General features: G+C 75.6%; 16 protein-coding genes. 7 read left to right on the top strand and 9 right to left on the bottom strand.

Translation table 11 applies throughout. From position 1 onward, the window contains the following. Window positions 1–17 precede the first annotated feature (17 nt). A complete protein-coding gene (locus AC3D3D_RS11880) occupies window positions 18–1,262 on the bottom strand; it encodes an FAD-dependent oxidoreductase (RefSeq protein WP_463661778.1) in 1,245 nt (414 codons plus the stop codon). Window positions 1,263–1,435: 173 nt separating this feature from the next. On the opposite strand from AC3D3D_RS11880, the gene AC3D3D_RS11875 reads away from it, so the two are divergent. After that, on the top strand, window positions 1,436–2,260 hold the full coding sequence (locus AC3D3D_RS11875) for a LysR family transcriptional regulator (RefSeq protein ID WP_488512051.1): 825 nt from the start codon (window positions 1,436–1,438) through the stop codon (window positions 2,258–2,260). Between the two features lie 117 nt (window positions 2,261–2,377). On the opposite strand, the gene menD is transcribed toward AC3D3D_RS11875, so the two are convergent. Together menD and AC3D3D_RS11865 are read right to left on the bottom strand one after the other, a co-directional pair. Next, a complete protein-coding gene (gene menD / locus AC3D3D_RS11870; protein ID WP_463661780.1) occupies window positions 2,378–4,084 on the bottom strand; it encodes a 2-succinyl-5-enolpyruvyl-6-hydroxy-3-cyclohexene-1-carboxylic-acid synthase in 1,707 nt (568 codons plus the stop codon). Then, window positions 4,081–5,115: an o-succinylbenzoate synthase gene (locus AC3D3D_RS11865; protein WP_463661781.1), complete on the bottom strand. Its 1,035-nt coding sequence runs from the start codon at window positions 5,113–5,115 to the stop codon at window positions 4,081–4,083. Before AC3D3D_RS11865 ends, menD begins: the two co-directional genes overlap by 4 nt. A gap of 72 nt (window positions 5,116–5,187) precedes the next feature. On the opposite strand from AC3D3D_RS11865, the gene AC3D3D_RS11860 reads away from it, so the two are divergent. The 5 genes from AC3D3D_RS11860 (at window position 5,188) to AC3D3D_RS11840 (ending at window position 10,189) form a co-directional block, all read left to right on the top strand. Further along, window positions 5,188–6,156, top strand: a complete 969-nt coding sequence (locus tag AC3D3D_RS11860) for a 1,4-dihydroxy-2-naphthoyl-CoA synthase (RefSeq protein WP_463661782.1) — start codon at window positions 5,188–5,190, stop codon at window positions 6,154–6,156. 17 nt (window positions 6,157–6,173) lie between these two features. Continuing rightward, the gene (locus AC3D3D_RS11855; protein ID WP_463661783.1) at window positions 6,174–6,569 is read left to right on the top strand and encodes a MerR family transcriptional regulator; all 396 of its coding nucleotides are present in this window, start codon (window positions 6,174–6,176) and stop codon (window positions 6,567–6,569) included. An 84-nt stretch (window positions 6,570–6,653) separates the two neighbouring features. Next, window positions 6,654–7,874, top strand: coding sequence for an MFS transporter (locus AC3D3D_RS11850; RefSeq protein ID WP_463661784.1), 1,221 nt, complete (start codon window positions 6,654–6,656; stop codon window positions 7,872–7,874). A gap of 51 nt (window positions 7,875–7,925) precedes the next feature. Further along, window positions 7,926–9,272, top strand: a complete 1,347-nt coding sequence (locus tag AC3D3D_RS11845) for an AMP-binding protein (RefSeq protein ID WP_463661785.1) — start codon at window positions 7,926–7,928, stop codon at window positions 9,270–9,272. Between the two features lie 44 nt (window positions 9,273–9,316). Beyond that, complete coding sequence (locus AC3D3D_RS11840) at window positions 9,317–10,189, top strand: 1,4-dihydroxy-2-naphthoate polyprenyltransferase (RefSeq protein ID WP_463661786.1); 873 nt, start codon at window positions 9,317–9,319, stop codon at window positions 10,187–10,189. 63 nt (window positions 10,190–10,252) lie between these two features. Here AC3D3D_RS11840 and AC3D3D_RS11835 read toward each other — a convergent pair whose 3' ends face one another. Further along, the gene (locus AC3D3D_RS11835) at window positions 10,253–10,708 is read right to left on the bottom strand and encodes a DUF4229 domain-containing protein (protein ID WP_463661787.1); all 456 of its coding nucleotides are present in this window, start codon (window positions 10,706–10,708) and stop codon (window positions 10,253–10,255) included. A gap of 60 nt (window positions 10,709–10,768) precedes the next feature. On the opposite strand from AC3D3D_RS11835, the gene AC3D3D_RS11830 reads away from it, so the two are divergent. Beyond that, window positions 10,769–11,404: a PLD nuclease N-terminal domain-containing protein gene (locus AC3D3D_RS11830; RefSeq protein ID WP_463661788.1), complete on the top strand. Its 636-nt coding sequence runs from the start codon at window positions 10,769–10,771 to the stop codon at window positions 11,402–11,404. Window positions 11,405–11,554: 150 nt separating this feature from the next. Here AC3D3D_RS11830 and ccsB read toward each other — a convergent pair whose 3' ends face one another. The 5 genes from ccsB to AC3D3D_RS11805 form a co-directional block, all read right to left on the bottom strand. Continuing rightward, complete coding sequence (ccsB, locus tag AC3D3D_RS11825) at window positions 11,555–12,559, bottom strand: c-type cytochrome biogenesis protein CcsB (protein ID WP_463661789.1); 1,005 nt, start codon at window positions 12,557–12,559, stop codon at window positions 11,555–11,557. A gap of 80 nt (window positions 12,560–12,639) precedes the next feature. Further along, window positions 12,640–14,454 (bottom strand): cytochrome c biogenesis protein ResB, encoded by a 1,815-nt coding sequence (gene resB / locus AC3D3D_RS11820; RefSeq protein ID WP_463661790.1) that lies wholly within the window; start codon window positions 14,452–14,454, stop codon window positions 12,640–12,642. Next, window positions 14,451–15,377, bottom strand: a complete 927-nt coding sequence (locus tag AC3D3D_RS11815; RefSeq protein WP_463661791.1) for a cytochrome c biogenesis CcdA family protein — start codon at window positions 15,375–15,377, stop codon at window positions 14,451–14,453. Before AC3D3D_RS11815 ends, resB begins: the two co-directional genes overlap by 4 nt. Continuing rightward, window positions 15,377–15,994 carry a TlpA family protein disulfide reductase gene (locus tag AC3D3D_RS11810; RefSeq protein ID WP_463661792.1) on the bottom strand — a complete coding sequence of 206 codons (618 nt, stop codon included), beginning with the start codon at window positions 15,992–15,994 and terminating at the stop codon, window positions 15,377–15,379. The genes AC3D3D_RS11815 and AC3D3D_RS11810 overlap by 1 nt, the downstream gene beginning before the upstream one ends. Next, complete coding sequence (locus AC3D3D_RS11805; protein ID WP_463661793.1) at window positions 15,991–16,794, bottom strand: histidine phosphatase family protein; 804 nt, start codon at window positions 16,792–16,794, stop codon at window positions 15,991–15,993. The genes AC3D3D_RS11810 and AC3D3D_RS11805 overlap by 4 nt, the downstream gene beginning before the upstream one ends. Between the last annotated feature and the right edge of the window lie 90 nt (window positions 16,795–16,884).

Raw genomic sequence — 16,884 nt, 5'->3', positions numbered from 1 at the left:
CCTCGTCCGAGACCGAGTCACAGCAGCGCCTTCTGCTCAGCAAGCACGGCTCGGGTCCAGCCGACGTCCCGACCCCGGCCGTCGGCGTAGCCGGCCGCGGCGATTCCGGCCGCGTGGCCCGTGGCGAAGGAAGTGCCCATGACGCGCACCGAGCCGAAAGCGTGCGGGTCTGCCGAGACGATACGACCGCCGAGGAAGAGGCCCTCATGACTGGCGGATGAGACCGAGCCGTACTGGATGTCGAAGTGGCCGCGGTCGGCGACGCGCTCGTAGCGTGTGACTCCGGGCTCGAGGTGGAGCTCCATCGGCCAGCCACCGCGGGCCACCACCGTCTCGGGGTAACGGGCGCCGGTCCGCACGTCGTCGGCGGTCACGGTGGCGGTTCCTGCACCACGGCGTGCCTCGCGGATCCCGATCTGTGGGCCGGTGGACAGCAGGTACGCGTCCGACCAGCCGGGAATGCCCTCGCGCAGTGCACGTAGGTAGTGCCAGCTCTCAGCACGGCTCTCGATCTCGGCACGGGTGAGGTCGCGCGGGTCGAGGGCGTCGACGACCTGGTCGGCGAGGAGGAGCATGACGTCGCCGACCACAGGGGTCCGCACGGCGATCCCGCTCGTCCGATCGATTCGCGCCCCGGTGCGCTCGACATACGCGCCGACCGCGGCGTCGAGCACCGACGACGTGATCTCCGGGCCACCGTCGGCGATGCCGCCGATGCGCATGACCTGGGTAGCGGCCTGTCGGTCCGCGACGGGAGAGACCGCCATCGCGGCGCCGAGCTGGCCGGCGAGGGCGCCGTCGCCGGAGCAGTCGACGACAGCGCGCGCGGCGACCGTGTCCACACCTCCGCGGTGCAGGAGGTCAAGTTCGAATGGTCCTTCGGCGTTGCCCCGAGCACCGGCCAGCGTGGTGTGGAGCAGGAGGTCGACGTCGGAGTCGAGCACGAGCTCGTCGTAGACCCGCTTCATCGTCTCGAGGTCGAGCAGCACGATGGTGTTACCCGTCGAGCTGACGGTGTGGACCTTGTACAGGTCCTGTGCGGCGAGCCGGTCAAGGACGTCCTGACCGATGCCGGCGACCACCTGGCGACGCTGTTGGTCGAAGAATCCGCAGTGCGTGAGGACGCTCGAGACCGTGGCCGCGCCGCCGAGGTAGCCGTAGCGTTCGACGAGCAAGGTGTGGGCTCCCGTACGGGACGCTCCGACGGCAGCCGCGATCCCCGCTGCTCCACCGCCGACAACGACAACGTCGTACCCCACCATGCACGCTCCCTTGCGTCCGTCGGCCACCCGGGCGGGTGCCGACCGACAGGCTCACACGGTTGGTCGGCAACCGGAAGTGCCTTCTTCCTCGCAGCCATGCCCAGGAGGCATAGGTTAGGGACGTGGAGCTTCGTCACCTGTCGTACTTCGCGGCCTGCGCCGAGACCGGGTCGATGTCCCGCGCGGCCACACACCTGGCGATGACCCAGCCTTCTCTCTCGAGGCAGGTCCGCAACCTCGAGCGCGAGCTCGGCACCCAGCTTCTTCGTCGCAGCTCTCGCGGCGTGACGACGACGGCGGCTGGCGAACGCCTCCTGCGGCACTACCGCCGAATCTCCGCGGACATTGCTCGGATCCCCGAAGTGATGACGGCCGCGGCCGCCGAACGAGAGACGGTACGGGTAGGTATGCCCCCGAGCCTGCCCACCAGCTGGTTCACCGAGGTCATGGGAGACCTTCGCGAGCGTCACCCGCACATCGACCTCGACCTCGTCGACCTCTTCACCCCGGAGCAGGAGCGAGCACTGAAGGAGGGGCGTCTCGACGTCGGGATACTGCACCATGACGCCGGCGGGCTCGTCACTCAGGAAGTGTTCCGCCAGCAGCTCGGCATCGCCGTGCGACCCGAGCTGGCGGGCGAGGTGCGATCGCTTGCCGACATGCACGGTCGCCGGGTGCTGGGCCATGAGACGTGGGAGAACTCCGGCCAGTGGCGGGATCTTGTTGCCGCAGCGGCCGCGGTGAGTGCCGCGGTGGATTGGCGGTTCCGCCGGTTCAGCGAGCACGTCGAGCTGGTCGCCCTCGCTGCCGGGGCGGACGGCCTCCTTGTCACGAGGGACACCGCGCAAAGATTCGTACCGTCCTGGCCGTGGGTAGCGATCAGCCCGGGTGCGCTCGAGCTGACGAGCTGGGTGGCGTACTCGCGCGGTGCGGGCGAGGCGACCCTCGCCGTCGCAGCGGCGATCTCGGCGCGGCCGTATGAGATGTCGACTCTCTGAACGTGCGGGCCGAAGACGGCTGCCGACGCCCAGGGCTGCTCCGGTCAGCGGTCATCGGCGTGCCTCGTGCACCGTGCAGTCCCGGTTCGGCCGCGTCTCGACTGCCTGCCCACGCGTCTAGATGAGCGACCGTGCCCGGGAGGTCTCGGCGCGGCGCTCGCCGATCCGCATGTGGACGACCGACCGACCGGAGATCGGCGCCGCGAGGACCGCCTGGAGCTCGTCGAGCGTGCGCGGTGCCTGGTAGTTGGCGCCGTACCCGCGCGCGAGGGCCTCGAGGTCGGCCGTCTGCGGCGTGGTGAACAGGCGGGCGAAGCCGTCCGGGGTGGCGTCCTCGTGGCCGAGCAGGGAGAAGATCGCGCCGCCGGCGTCGTCGGCGACGACGACCTGGAGGTCGACCTCGTCCTCGAGGGTGCCCAGCAGGAGTCCGCCGGCGTCGTGCAGGAAGGTGAGGTCGCCGAGCAGCACGCGCACGGGCCGGCCGGAGCCGCGGGCGAGCCCGGCACCGGTGGAGATCGTGCCGTCGATGCCGGCCAGCCCGCGGTTGGCCAGCACGTGCGGCAGGGGGTCCATCCAGGGCTGCCCGACGAGGTCGACGTCGCGCACCACCCGGGAGGCGCCCAGCAGCAGCGTGCCCGAGCGGCGGGCGCCCCCGGCGACCAGGGCCGCCACCGCGAGGGCGTCCAGCCTCTCGGTGCCCGCCGGCCCGGCGGCGGGGTGGGCCAGGCGGGCGACGACGGCGCGCCCGGCGTCGGCCCAGAGCTCGAGCCAGGACCGCTCGTCCGGCCCCGGGCCGTCGTCGTCGGGATCGAGCACGGCGTCGGCGGCGACGGTGGTGGCCGTCCCGGCGGCGTCGGGCCAGCGGCCGGTGGCGGCGAGCACGACGACCTCGAGATCCGCGCGCGCGAGAAGGCGGGTGACGGGCCGCGACAGCGTGGGGTGGCCGGCGACGACGACCCGCTCGATGCGGCCGCCCAGCTGGGGCAGGTCGAGGAGCTCACGGTAGGCGGGGACGGCGCAGCGACCGCCGCGCGCCCCCGAGGAGGGCTCGGCGAGCAGTGGCCAGCCCCCGGCCTCGGCCAGGCGGCGGGCCGCCGGGCCGGCCGCGTCGCCGGCGAGCACGACGGTGCGGGGGCCGCGCCGCAGGGTGACCGGCTCGGGGGTGGTCGCGGCGTGGACGAGCGAACGGCGTTCCGGCGGCGGCCCGGGCGCCCACTGGTTGTCCGGCGCGAGCGGCTCCCGGAAGCCGATGTTGAGCTGGACCGGGCCGGGGTCCCGGGTGCGGGTGCCGGTCGCGGCGGCGAGCGCCCGCCGCACGTGCTGGGTGAGCGGCGCACCCGCGGGCGCGCCGGCGGGGACGTCGACGAGGTGGCGCAGGGCCGGCCCGAACAGGCCGACCTGGTCGGTCGTCTGGTTCGCGCCGGTGCCCCGGAGCTCGTGGGGGCGGTCGGCCGTGAGCAGGACGAGGGGGATCCCGGCGGCGTCGGCCTCGAGGACGGCCGGATGCAGGTTGGCCACCGCCGTGCCGGAGGTCGTCAGCACGGCCACCGGTCGGCGGGCCAGTGCGGGTGCGGGCGCGTCGCCCGGCTCGAGCTCGCCGGCCCGGGACAGGCCCAGGGCGACGAAGCCGGCGACCCGTTCGTCGATGCGCACGGTCAGGCGCAGCCACCCGTCCTGCTCGGCGGAGTGCAGGGCGTGGGCCAGCGGCGCGGAACGTGAGCCGGGGGCGACGACGACGTCGCGCACGCCGCCGGCGACGAGGGCGCGCACGACGTCGCGGGCGACGAGGTGCGCGCTCGCCTCGGGGTGCTCGGCGGCGCTCATCGCGCGCCCCGTGCCGGGCTCGCGTCCGCGCGTCGGTCGCCGTGGGCACCGTGGGCGCCCAGGGCGGCGACCGCCTCGAGCCGGTCGAGCCAGCGACGCTCCGTGTCGGCGTCGGCGGGCGGGACGGCGTCGGGCTCGACCGTGCGCACGGGCAGATGCCCGTCGGTGGGCAGCAGCGGTGCGGTGGTGACGTCGCGCTCGAGGAGGTGGCCGGTGGCGAGCCCGGCGGCCAGCGGCACGCCGTCGAGCTCGTGCAGGGGCAGGGCCGCGGCGAGGGCGACCCCGGCGGCCAGGCCCACCGAGGACTCCAGCGCGGAGGAGACGACCACCGGCAGACCGGCCTCCTCGGCCAGGCGCAGGCAGGCCCGCACGCCGCCCAGCGGCTGGACCTTGAGGACGAGGACGTCGGCGGCGCGGGCACGGGCCACGCGCAGCGGGTCCTCGGCGCGGCGCACGGACTCGTCGGCGGCGAGGCGCACGTGGGTGCGTCGGCGCAGCGCGGCCAGGTCCTCGACGCCGGGCACCGGCTGCTCGGCGTACTGCAGGCCGCCGGCGGCGCGGTCGAGGTCCCGCAGCCGGAGAACGGCGGTGTCCACGTCCCAGGCGGCGTTGGCGTCGACCCGGATCTGTCCCGCCGGGCCGAGGGCCTCGCGCACGGCGGCCACCCGGTCGATCTCCTCGGCCGCGGTCTGCCCGGGCTCGGCGACCTTGACCTTCGCGGTCGTGCAGCCCCCGGAGGCGCGCACGATCGCGGCCGCGCGTTCGGGGCCGACGGCGGGGACGGTGACGTTGACGGGCACGCGCTCGCGCAACGGGTCGGGGAAGCCAGCGTCGGCGGCCTCGAGGGCCGCGGCCAGCCAGGGCGCGGAGACGGCGTCGTCGTAGTCCCAGAAGGGGGAGAACTCGCCCCAGCCGGCCTCGCCGCGGAGCAGGACGCCGTCGCGTCGGGTGAGGCCCCGGAAGCGGGTGCGCAGCGCCGTCGAGTACACCGCGCGGGTGCGCGCGGGCTCCGGCTGGGCAGGGTGGGGCACCGGCCAAGGGTACCCGCGCGCGCCGCTGCCCGACCGCCGACGACGCCGCGTGGACCGGGCTACCGTGGCCCGGTGAGCACGATCCCGAAGCAGGTGTCCGAGACGTTCGACCCGGCCGTGTGGCGGGACGTGACCGGGTGGGAGGGCACCGACGTCACGTACCACCGTGGCGTGGAGCGGGGCCCCGACGGCGAGCGGGACCTGCCGGTGGTGCGCATCGCCCTCGACCGCCCCGAGCTGCGCAACGCCTTCCGTCCGCGCACCGTCGACGAGCTCTACCGGGCCCTGGACCACGCCCGGCTGACCTACGACGTCGGCACGATCATCCTCACCGGCAACGGCCCCTCCCCCAAGGACGGCGGCTGGGCCTTCTGCTCGGGCGGCGACCAGCGCGTGCGCGGGGCCGACGGGTACCGCTACGAGGTCGACGGCGCGGACGCCGGCGCCGACGTCGAGGGCCGCCGTGAGCAGGTCGACCCCGCCCGGGCCGGGCGCCTGCACATCCTCGAGGTCCAGCGGCTCATGCGCACGATGCCCAAGGTGATCGTCGCCGCGGTGGGCGGCTGGGCGGCCGGCGGCGGCCACTCGCTGGTCATGGTCTGCGACCTCGCGGTCGCCTCCCTCGAGCACGGTCGGTTCAAGCAGACCGACGCCGACGTGGGCAGCTTCGACGCCGGCTACGGCTCGACGCTGCTGGCCCGCCAGGTCGGGGACAAGCGGGCCCGCGAGATCTTCTTCCTGGCGCGCGAGTACTCCGCCGCCGACGCCGAGCGCTGGGGCGTGGTCAACGAGGCCGTCCCGCACGCCGAGCTCGAGCCCACCGCCCTGGAGTACGCGCGGATCATCGCCACGAAGTCCCCGCAGGCCATCCGCATGCTCAAGCTGGCGTTCAACCTGGCCGACGACGGCCTGGCCGGCCAGCAGGTCTTCGCCGGGGAGGCCACGCGGATGGCCTACGGCAGCGCGGAGGCCCAGGAGGGCCGCGACGCGTTCCTGGAGAAGCGCGCGCCGGACTGGAGCCGCTTCGGCTACCAGGTGTGAGCCCGTAGTCTGGGTCGATGGCGGGAGCGACGATGCAGATCGGCGAGCTGGCCGCCCGGCTCGGCACCACGCCGAGGGCGCTGCGCCACTACGAGCAGCAGGGGCTGCTCGGTCCGGCGCGGGCGGGGAACGGCTACCGCCTCTACGACGAGGACGCGGTCGTCCGCGCGGAGAACGTCAAGGCGCTCCTCGACGTCGGGCTGACCACCGAGGACATCCGTGAGCACGCCGAGGCCGGGTGCCTCGACCTGCCGGCCGACCAGACTCCCCCGTGCCGGGCCGAGCTGGGACCCATCCAGGCCAGGCTCGAGAGGCTCGACGCGCTCATCGCCCGGCTCGAGACCGTGCGCGACCGCCTGCGCGTGCACGCCGGTTCCGTGCGGTCCTCCCTCGACGGTCCCGGCCGGCACTGACCGGCCGACCGCCAGGCCCACCGCCACCGGTCCCACCCCCGGGGTTGACCCTGACGCCAGCGGCAGGTTCCTAGCGTCCCCGGCATGCGATCACCTGCCGCACCGGCCCCCTCGACCTCAGCGATGCCCTGGCTGCCGGGCCTGCTGCTGGCCACCTTCGTCATCGGCACCGACGACTTCATCATCGCCGGGATCCTGCCGGAGATCTCTGCCGACCTGGGGGTGAGCGAGGCGGCCGCCGGGCAGCTCGTCACCGCGTTCTCCCTCGTCTACGCCGTGTCCGCCCCCGTGCTGGCCATGGCCACCGCCGCACTGCCGCGCAAGCGGCTCCTGGTCGGCGGTCTGGCGCTGTTCGCGCTGGTCAACCTCGCGACCGCGTTCGCCCCGAGCTACGCGATCCTCATGGGGATGCGCGTCCTCGCCGCGCTGGTCGCGGCGGCCATCAGCCCGGCAGCGTTCGCGCTGGCCGGCGGGCTCGCCCCGTCGGGGCACACCGGGCGCGCGATCGGGACGGTGGCGGCCGGCCTCACGGTCTCCCTCGTCGTCGGGGTCCCGCTGGGGTCCTGGGTGGGCGGGACGTACGGCTGGCCGGCGACCTTCGTCCTCGTCGCGGCGCTGTCGGCGCTCGCCGCCGTGGTGACCGCGCTGACGCTCCCGGATCTGCCCGGGGCACCGGAGACGACCGTCCGTGAGCGCGTGCGGGTCCTGCGGCACCCGGCCGTGCTCAGCTGCGTGCTGGGGACGACGATCGGTGCCACGAGCGGCTTCATGCCGTACATCTTCATCGCCCCGGTCGTCGGCGACGTGAGCTGGGGGGCCGCCCACCTGGTGCCGGTGGCGATCGGCATCTACGGCGTGGCCGGAGCCGTGGGCACGGTCGTCGGCGGGCGGCTCAACGACCGCTGGGGCACCGACCGGTCGCTCCTCACCCTGCTGGCCGTGCTGGTCGTCTCGATCCTCGGCCTCGCCGCCGCCGGGGTGGCGTTCGACGGGCGGGTCCCGTTCGGCGTGCTCGCCCTCGGCATGGTCGGGTGGGGCGCCGCGGGGTGGGCCTACAACCCGCCGATGAACGCACGGGCGCTGCAGGTCGCCGGTCCCGCCGGCACCGAGGCGATCGCCCTCAACACCAGCGGCCTGTACGTGGGCATCGCCGTCGCGGGAATCATCGGTGGCGCGGCACTGACCGTCGGTGGCGGGGTCGCCGTCCTCGCCGCGGCGGGCACGGTGGGGCTCGTCAACCTGGGCGTCACGACGCTGGCGGTCAGGCGCTACCCCTCGGCACTCTCCGGCGAGCGCGCGCGCTGACGCACCGCGGCCACGGCGGCTCCGGTGGCCACGGCGGCCTAACCTGGCCCGGTGAGCGCCGACCCGTCAGACGTCGAGGTCCTGCCCGGCGGGACCGACCCCGGCGCCGTCGCCGACCTGTACCGCGCGCTCGCGGCGCGCCTGGCCGGGGCCGATCTGCCGCCGCTGCTGCCGGTCGCCCCGGGTACGGACCCGGACGGGGCCCGCGCCGAGCTCGCGGCCGACCTGGTCACCGCGGTGCCCGCCGGCACCGCGGTGCTGCTGCGCACCTCGGGCTCGACGACGGGGCGGGGGCACGTCGTCGCCCTGGGCGCCGCCGCGCTGACGGCCTCCGCCCGGGCCACGCACGAGCGGCTAGGCGCTCCGGGCCGCTGGGTGCTGGCCGTGCCCGCCCACCACGTGGCCGGGCTGCAGATCCTCACCCGCTCGTTCCTCGCCGGCGCCCCGCCGGCGGTGCTCGACACCGCCGGCGGCTTCGAGCCGGGCCGGCTGGCCGAGGTCGTCGCGGCGAGCGCCGAGCAGGGCCGCACCTACCTCTCGCTCGTGCCCACCCAGCTGGTCCGCGCCCTCGCGGCCGGCCCCGGCGTCACGGCCCCGCTCGCGCGGGCGGCCGCGATCCTCGTCGGCGGGGCCGCGCTCGCCCCGGCGGCCCGACGCGGCGCCGCGGAGGCGGGCCTGCGCGTGGTGCGCACGTACGGGATGACCGAGACCGGTGGCGGCTGCGTCTACGACGGCGTCCCGCTGGACGGGGTCCGCGTCGAGGTCGACGCCGAGACGCGCGTCCACCTGTCCGGCCCCGTCCTCGCCACCGGTTACCTCGACGACGCCCCCGCGCACGCCCCCACCTTCGTCGGCGGCCGGCTCCGCACCACCGACTCGGGCCGGCTCGCCGGCGGACGCCTGGAGATCCTCGGCCGCCTCGACGACGCCCTGACGACCGGCGGCGTGACGGTCTCCCCGCTGCTGGTCGAGCGGCACCTCGGCGAGGTCGACGGGGTGGCCGAGTGCGCTGTCGTCGGGGTGCCGGACCCCGAGTGGGGCGACCTCGTGGTCGCCGTCGTCGTCCCCGCCTCCCCCTCCGGTGGCGGCGCCGCAGAGCTGCTGGGCGCCGCCCGGGCGGCCTGCGCGGACCTGTCCCCCGCCCACGCTCCCCGCGCGCTCGTGCTCACCGACCACCTCCCGCTGCGGGGTCCGGGCAAGGTCGACCGCCGGGCGGTCGCCGCCCTCGCGGCCGACGCGCTGCACGCGGCAGACGCACGGCGGGCCGGTGCACGACGGGCCGGTGACAATCCCGGTGCGGGTCCGGCCGACGACCCGGCGAGACCGGCCGGGGAACCCGGCCCCCGCGTGCTCGACGTCGCACGGCACGGGGCGAGGACCTCCCCCGCGGCGGACTAACCTCGAGGATGCCCGCGCCCGCGGGCCGCATGCGTGGAGGTGTGATGGCGAGCGTCGCCGACTGGATCGAGGGCGCCCGGCCCCGCACCCTGCCGGCCGCCGTGGCCCCCGTGCTGCTCGGCACCGGCGCCGCCGCCCAGGTCGGCGCCGCCTCCGTGCCCCGCGCGCTGCTCGCGGCCGGGGTCGCCCTCGCGCTGCAGGTCGGCGTCAACTACGCCAACGACTACTCCGACGGCGTGCGCGGCACCGACGAGTTCCGCACCGGTCCGCAGCGGCTCACCGGTGGCGGCCTGGCCGCGCCGGGGCGGGTGAAGGCGGCGGCGCTGGCGAGCTTCGCGGTGGCCGCCGTGCTCGGACTGGTCCTCGTCGCGCTCGCCGGCCAGTGGTGGCTGCTCGCGGTGGGCGCGGTGTGCGTGCTGGCCGCCTGGGGCTACACCGGCGGCAGCCGCCCCTACGGGTACATGGGGCTCGGCGAGATCTTCGTCTTCGTGTTCTTCGGCCTCGTCGCGACGCTGGGCACCACGTGGACGCAGGCGGCCACGCTGCCGTGGACGGCGTGGGCGGCGGCCGTGGGCGTGGGGCTCATCGCCTGCGCGCTGCTCATGGTCAACAACATCCGCGACATCCCCACCGACACCCCCGCGGGCAAGCGGACCCTGGCGGTGCGCCTCGGCGAGCGACGGGCACGGGCGGCCTACGTGGCGATGCTTGTGGTGCCCGTGCTGCTCGGCCTGGTCTGCGCGGTGGTCGCGCCATGGTCGCTGCTCGTGCTGGCGACCGTGCCCCTGGTGGTGCGCTGCTGCACTCCGGTGCTGCGCGGGGCCGCGGGGCGCGAGCTCATCGTCGTGCTGCGCGACACCGGGTTCCTCGAGCTCGCCTACGGGGTGCTGCTCGGCCTCGGCCTCGCACTGGCCTGACGCCGGCAGCAGCGGCTCCGGGGCGGCCCGCCGCCCGCGGTGGTGGCCGGCCGGACCGGCGGCTCAGTCCCGGTTCTCGTCCCGTTCCTCCGGGCCGTCGTGGTAGGTGGGGGCGTCCTCGAGGGCCTCGGGCGTGCGCTCGAGGGTGGAACCCTCGGCGTCCGTGCCCGCGTCGGCGTCGGTGGCGGCGTCCGGTCCGGCGTCCGCGGCTGTCCGCGCATCCGCGTCGGCCGTGTCCCCTGTGACCTCCGCGTCCTCTCCCGTGCCCGTCTCCGCGACGTCGAGCATGGTGTCCTCCTCCTCGGCGTCGCGGTCGACGCGGGTGCGTCGGTCGTCCTGGCGGGCGAGCGTGCCCGCGGCGGCGTTCCTGTGGCCCGGCAGGATGACGTAGGAGACCATCGCGGCCAGGACCAGCGCCCCGAGCCACATGAGCCAGGACCGCGCCCCGAGCAGGTAGAGCACGCCCGCGACGGCGAGCAGGACGGCGATGCGCGCGAGCGCGTACCTGAGGATGGCCACCGCGACAGGCTACGTCGACCATCGACCACCGACGGCCGGGCGCCGACCTACCCTAGGAGAGTGTCACGCATCGTTCCGATCCTGCTCGCGGTCGCCGTCATCGTCTTCGCGCTGATCGACTGCGCCCGCACGCCCGAGGAGCGGATGCCCGCCCGCATCCCCAAGGCGATCTGGATCATCCTCATCCTCTTCCTGCCCGTCATCGGCGCCCTGGGCTGGATCGTGCTGGCCCGGATGGCCGCAGGATCGGGCGCTCGCGGCGCGGCCGGCGGCGCGCCCAGCGGCGGCCCGGCCGGTCGGCGTCCGAGCAGCGGCCCGGTCGCCCCCGACGACGACCCGGAGTTCCTCGCCAGGCTCGAGGCCGACCGTCGTCGTCGTGAGCGGGAGCGGCGCCAGCGCGAGCGTGACGAGGAACGCGAGCGTGGTCGCGGCACCGCCCTCTCCGCCGGGGAGAGCCCCGACGGGGCGACCGGGGGCGACGGAGCGTTCGGGGCCGGGGACCCGCCCCACGCCGAGGGCGACCTGCTCGACCCTCCTGCCCGTGAGGACGGCGCCGGCCCGCGCGGCGCCGATCCGCGCGACGCAGACCCGCGGGACGCCGATCCGCGCGACACCGACAGCCTCGACGACGGTGAGGAGCCGGGCGGCGGCGTCGCCGTCGACGACCCGAGGCGCAGCCCCGGCTCCCCCGCCTGAGCGCCGGCTCGTCCCGACCGGCAGCGCCGGACTCCCCGGCCTGAGGGTCGGTCGTCCACCGTCGGCCCGGGCGCTCCCCCGTTCCTGCTCGCGGGATCGAGCCCCGCCCGCCCGGCGTCGTCGCCCGATGCCGGCGCAGCCGTACCGGTGTCAGCCGATACCGGAGTAGGCGTGCCGGGAGTTGAGCAGCAGGTTGACGATGAAGTAGTTGCCGAGGATGAGCGCGAAGGCGGTCAGCGAGAGGTAGGCCGCCCGGCGCCCCTCCCACCCGCGGGTGAGGCGCGCGTGCAGGAACGCCGCGTAGACGATCCAGATGAGCAGCGACCAGACCTCCTTGACGTCCCAGCCCCACGGCCGCCCCCAGGCGTGCTCGGCCCAGATCGCGCCGGCGATGAGCGTGAAGGTCCACAGCATGAAGCCGACGGCGATGAGCTGGAAGGCCATCCGCTCGAGCTCGGCCGAGCTCGGCATCCGCTCCGAGAGGCGGTCGCGGTAGCCGGCGAACCCGGTGCGCTCCGCGCCGCCGGTGCCCGCCGTACCCGCCGTACCGGAACCGCGGGTGGTGGTGCCCGAGGCGGCGACGAGGGCCTCGCTGTCGGCCGCGGTCAGCGCCTCGGCCTCGCGCCGGGCCCGCCCGATCTCGGCGCGCTCCTGGAGCAGCTGGGCCAGGGAGAGGACCGCGGAGACCCCCAGGACGCCGACCGCGATCGTGGCGACGAACACGTGGATGATGAGCCAGTAGCTGTCCAGGGCCGGCGGGATGCCGTCGGCACGCACGTAGAGCACGGAGACGGCGACTCCGAGCGAGAGCACGACGAGCCCGGCGACGATCGCCCCGAGGTAGCGCAGGTCGCGCGAGCGGTTGAGCAGGAGGAAGATCCCGACGGCGACCAGCGTGAACACGATCGAGAACTCGTACATGTTCGCCCACGGGACGCGCTCGGTCGCCACGGCCCGCGCGACGACGCCGACGGTGTGGATCGCGAAGCCGGCCACCATCGTCGACATGCCGATCCGCGCGAACCGGCGGCCGCGCTCGTCATGGTCGGCCAGCCGCGCCAGGTCGATCGCGAAGGCGAGCAGGGCCACGACGTACGCGGCGATGGCGCCGTAGATCGCCGCGGTGGAGATCTGGGCCAACGTGGACTCGGGCATGCAAGGTCCTCATGATCGGGGCACCCGGCGGGCGCGCTTCCCTGCCATTGTGCACCCCGGGGCGAACGGGCCGGTGACGGTCAGCCGGACGTGGGACCGTCCTGCCCACTCCCCTCCGGCGGATCCTCGGCGGGCTTCTCGGCGGACTCCGCCGCGTTCTCGTCGGACGGCTGCTCGGCGGACCGCGCCGCGTCCTCCTCGGCCTGCTCCGTGCCCGGCCCGAGGGCCTCGAGCAGCAGCTCGACCTCGCGGCGGGTGCCCGGGTCGTCACCGCGGGCGAGCGCCGCGGTCTCCAGGCGCGACCCCTCGCCGTCGGGGGTGATCCGCACCCACAGGCGACGACGCGGCACGAACAGGGATCCGAAGAGCCCGAGCATCGCCACGACCGCGGCGACCAGCAGGTAGGGCAGCGTGGGGTCGTCGCGCAGGTCCAGGGCCGCGAACCGGGGCAGGTCCTCGAAGGTGATCGAGCCCAGCCCCTCGGGCAGCTCGACGGTCTGGCCGGGGGTGAGGTAGATCGTCAGCGGCGTCTGGCCCCCCTCGGCCGAGCCCGCCGAGCCGTCGGGCGCGGGTTCGTAGACCTGCCGCATGCCGTCGGTGTCCAGGACGTAGACGTTCTGCGGGACGCCCTCGTCGAGCCCGAGGTCGCCCACCCACAGCGTGAGCACGAGCAGCGGGTCCTCGGGCTGGGGGTGGATCGAGACCGGCGTGCCGGTGTCGTCGACGACCGCGGTGGGCAGGAAGGTTCCGGTGAGGCCGAGCTGCTCCTGCCCCGCGGAGACGTCGGGCACCTTGACCACGCCGCGGGAGGTGTAGACCCCGTCCTCGGGCAGGAAGGGGACGGGCTGGGAGAAGGCGACCTCGCCGGCACCGTCGTGGACGGTCAGGCGCGGGGCGTACCCGTTGCCCGAGAGGTAGACGTGGGTGCCGTCGACGTCGAGCGGGTGGTTGACGGCGATCTCGCCCGGCTCGGTGGTCCCGTCGGCACGGGTGACGTCGACGTAGGCGCGGAAGTCGCGGGCCTGGGCGTCGAGCGTGAACTCCGAGGTGAACTCCGTCAGCGTGAGCGTGAACGGCGACAGCGAGCCCGTGCTCACCAGCGAGCCGGCGTCGAAGGAGTCGTAGTCGACCACGGAGTTCGCGAAGCTCTCCCCCTCGACGACGACCGCCTGGCCCCGGTAGGAGACCATCTGGCCCAGCCCGAAGGCCACGAGCACGGCGAGCAGGGCGAGGTGGAAGACGATGTTGCCCGTCTCGCGCAGGTAGCCGCGCTCGGCGGCGACCTCGACGGTGCCGTCGTCCTTCGTCGTGACCGCGGTGCGGAAGCGGCGGCGCAGCGAGCCGCGGGCGGACCCGCCGAGCTCGGCAGGGGCGGCGGCGTAGCTGCGCACGGTGTGCCCGACGAAGCGGGTGAGCCGGCTGGGCGCCTTGGGCGGGGCGGCCCGCAGGGAGCGCACGTGCACGCCGATGCGGGGCACGATGCAGCCCACGAGGGAGACGAACAGCAGCACGTAGACCGTCTGGAACCAGATCGATCCGTACAGGTCGAACAGGTCGGCGCGGTCGAGCCACTCGGACAGCTCGGGGCGGTCGGCGCGGAACTCGGCCACGGCCGTCGGGTCGGAGACGCGCTGCGGGATGAAGGCCCCCGGCAGGGCGGCCAGGGCGAGCAGCAGGAGCAGCATGATCGCCGTGCGCATCGAGGTCAGCTGACGCCAGGCCCAGCGCAGCCAGCCCACGAGGGACAGCCCGGACGCGCCGGCGCGGCCGCCGCGGCCACCCGTGGGGGTGCTCGCGGTCCCGGTCACGGTGCCGGTCGCGGCCGCGCCGCCCTCCTCGGCGGGTCCCCGGCCCTGGCCGGGCTTGCTGGAGAGGTTGGTGGGGTCGGTGCTCACAGCGGCGTCACCCACCCGGCCACGAGGCCCTGGAGGCGGGCGGAGATCCACTCCCAGCCGCCGGTGAGCAGCAGCACCCCGAGGACGACGAGCACGACGCCGCCGGCGATCTGGATGGTGCGGGAGTGCCGGCGCAGGGCCGAGAGCGCGCGGGTGGACCGGGCCACCGCGACCGCGGCGACGACGAACGGCACCCCCAGGCCGAGGCAGTACACGACGGTGAGCAGGAGCCCGCGCGACACGGACTGCTCGGACAGCGCCAAGGTGAGGACGGCGGCCAGCGTCGGGCCGATGCACGGCGCCCAGCCCAGGCCGAACACCGCGCCGAGCACGGGGGCGCCGGCCAGTCCGGCACGGGGGGCGACGTCGAGGCGACGCTCGACCTGGAGGAACGGCAGCCCGCCGATGAAGACCAGGCCGAGCAGCACGACGACGACGCCCGCCACGCGCAGCACGGTCGGCAGGACGGGGGCCAGGGCCAGGCCGAGGGAGGAGACCGCGACGCCGGCGACGACCCAGACCGCGGAGAAGCCGAGGACGAACAGGGTGGCCCCGAGGGCGACGCGGCGGCGGGCGGACCGCTCGTCGGTGACGCTCGCGGCCGTGGCGGCGCGCGCCCGGCTCTGCGCGAGGGCCGCGCCGGCGCCCACCCCCTCGACGCCGCCGGTGGTGGGGTTCGCCGTCGGGCTCGAGGTGGTGGGGTTCGCCGTCGGGCCGCCCGTGGTGCCGGTACCCGCGGCGGGTGACCCGCTCGCGGCGGGCCCGGAGCCGACCATGCCGCCGAGCAGGCCGGCGTAGCCGGGCAGGAGCGGCAGCACGCACGGGGAGAAGAAGGAGACGAGGCCCGCGAGCAGCGCGAGCGGCACCGCCAGCAGCAGCGAGCCCGAGGTGACGACCTCCCCCACGGAGGCGAGCGCCGGCATCACGCCTCGGCGAGGACGTCGTCGACCAGGCCGCGCAGGATGGTCGGGTCGGCCTGGCCGAGGATGCGGGCGGCGACGCGGCCCTCCCGGTCGAGCACGACGGTCGTGGGCATCGCCGAGAGCGGGACGACGCCCTCGAAGGCGGCGACCGCGCGCGCGGAGCTGTCGTGCAGCGACGGGTAGGGGATGCCGAAGGTGTTCTCGAAGGCCTGGGCCGTGGGCGCGTCGTCGCGGGGGTTGACCCCGAGCATGACGATCTCGTCCTCGAGCTCGTTCGCCATGGCCGCGAGGTCCGGAGCCTCGACGCGGCACGGCGGGCAGGCCGCGTACCAGAAGTTGACGACGACGACCTCGCCGCGCGCGTCGGCGAGGTCGATCTCCTCCTCGTCGTAGCTCGTGCCGGTCAGCTCGACGGCGTCCCCGCGCTCGCTGTCCGACCAGGTGGTGAAGGAGCCGTCGCCGGCCTCGTAGCCCGCCCCGACGTCGGCGCCCTCGGCGCTCGTGCCGGCCGGGGCGCAGCCCGCGAGCGCGCCGGCCGCGGCCAGCGCGAGGACGGCCAACCGGCCCGCGGCGCGCCGGGCGTGCGAGGGGGTGCCGCGGCCTGGTGCGCCCCTCATGCGCCCGCCCATGCGCCCGCCGTGCGGAGGTGGTCAGGGGCGTCGTCGGCGGAGGCGGCGGTCGCCGGGGTGGGGCTGGTGCGCGGCAGCGGCGGGGCGGTGCGGGTGCCGGAGCGCACCGGGCTGCGGCGCCCGGTGTTGACGCCGGCCCGGGAGGTGCCGGGGGTGACGTCGAGCGCGTCGGCGACCAGGGCGGCGGCCGGCTCGTCGTAGGTGAGGCCGACCAGGCGGCGGCCCTCGAAGTGCAGGGAGGTCAGCGAGGCCAGGGAGCACTCGCGCGAGCGGGGGTCGTGCGGCAGCGGGCGGCGCTCGACGACGAGCCGGACCGTCCAGATCGGCAGCTGGTGGGAGACGAGGACGACCTCGCCGCCGTCGGGGTGGCCGAGGACCGCCCGTACGGCGTCGGTCATCCGGTCGGCGATCGAGCGGTAGGACTCGCCCCAGCTCGGCCGCAGGGGGTCGACGTACAGCGGCCAGTGACGCGGGTGGGCCAGGGCCAGCGGGTCGGCGCGGATGCGGAGACCTTCCAGGGCGTTGCCGCCCTCGATGAGCCGGTCGTCGCTCTCGACCTCGACGCCGAAGGCCTCGGCGACGGGACGAGCCGTCTCCTGCGCGCGCTCCAGCGGGGAGGCCACCACGCGGCGCACGTCGTGGCCGGTCTCGACCAGGTGCGTGGCGACGGTGCGGGCCATGGCCCGGCCGCGCTCGGAGAGGTGGTAGCCCGGCAGGCGTCCGTAGAGCACGCCGGCCGGGTTGTGGACCTCGCCGTGACGCATGAGGTGGACGACTGTGTGGGGCATGGGACCAGTGTCGCAAACTGTGCGGAGGTGGCGGGCAGCGGGCCCGTGGTGCGGGCGCGGGGCGGGTGCGACGCCGGCGGGCGCGGGGCC

It is taken from the genome of Georgenia sp. X1117, assembly GCF_057784635.1.
The sequence above is the reverse complement of the archived record's forward strand: the minus strand, read 5'-3'. Positions and strand labels throughout refer to the sequence as shown.